The sequence below is a fragment of the Pseudomonas sp. LFS044 genome (genome assembly GCF_047978245.1).
Classification (GTDB): domain Bacteria; phylum Pseudomonadota; class Gammaproteobacteria; order Pseudomonadales; family Pseudomonadaceae; genus Aquipseudomonas.
The window spans coordinates 1-812 of sequence record NZ_JBFPFX010000064.1 but is presented as its reverse complement, the minus strand read 5'-3'; the positions used below and the strand labels follow the sequence as shown (position 1 = coordinate 812).

Below are 812 nucleotides of genomic sequence, written 5' to 3'. Positions count from 1 at the left end.
ACCTATACCCGCGAGTTCAAGCAACGTGCTGCCAGCATGGTTCTTGATGACAACGGCTCGATTCCAGATGTTTGTGCGTCGATGGAGGTCGGCCCTACGGCGCTGCGCCGCTGGGTTGATCAGGTTCGCAAAGAGCGTCAGAAGGGCCAGCCAGTAGCAGGTACCAAGGCAATCAGCGACGAACAGCGAGAGCTCCAGGAGCTGCGGGCCAAAGTTAAGCGCCTGGAGACCGAGGCCGAAATATTAAAAAAGGCTACGGCTCTCTTGATGTCGGATCCCGATCGTTTTTCCTGATCGAGGAACTGAGAGAGTCAGGCCTGTATCCGACCAGCCTGCTTTGCAGTGCGCTGAGCGTTTCCCGCAGCGCGTTTTATGACTGGCTTCGCCGCCGTTCGGCCCCGAATACCAAGCGCAACGGGCTCAGAGAAAAAGTCGTTCAACTGCACGTCGAAAGCCGGGGAAGTGCGGGCGCGAGGATGATCTCTCAGTGCCTGAAAGCCCAGGATTTCAAGGTGGGGCGGTATCTGGCCCGAAAGCTCATGGAGGAGGCAAACCTGGCCAGCAGGCAGCGCCGCCGGCATCAGTATCGCTCCAAGGGTGTCGAGGCATATGTGGCCAAGAATCTGCTCGAACGTAACTTTGAGCCAACAGCCATCAACCAAGTCTGGTGCGGCGACGTTACCAGCTTGATGGTCGGGAAACGCTGGTATCACCTGGCAGTAGTCATTGATTTGTTCGCCCGCCGGATCATTGGTTGGGCGTTTTCGCTGATCAACGACGCCACCCTGGTCAGCAAGGCACTGAGGATGGCG

Annotated in this window: 2 protein-coding genes; both read left to right on the top strand. The window is 57.8% G+C overall.

What is annotated here, in order from left to right; translation table 11 throughout:
* Window positions 1-294, top strand: a 294-nt coding sequence (locus tag ACNQPL_RS26630) for a transposase (protein WP_416468384.1), incomplete at its 5' end; no start/stop codon positions are given.
* Window positions 243-812, top strand: a 570-nt coding sequence (locus ACNQPL_RS26625; protein ID WP_416468385.1) for an IS3 family transposase, incomplete at its 3' end; no start/stop codon positions are given. The genes ACNQPL_RS26630 and ACNQPL_RS26625, both read left to right, overlap by 52 nt.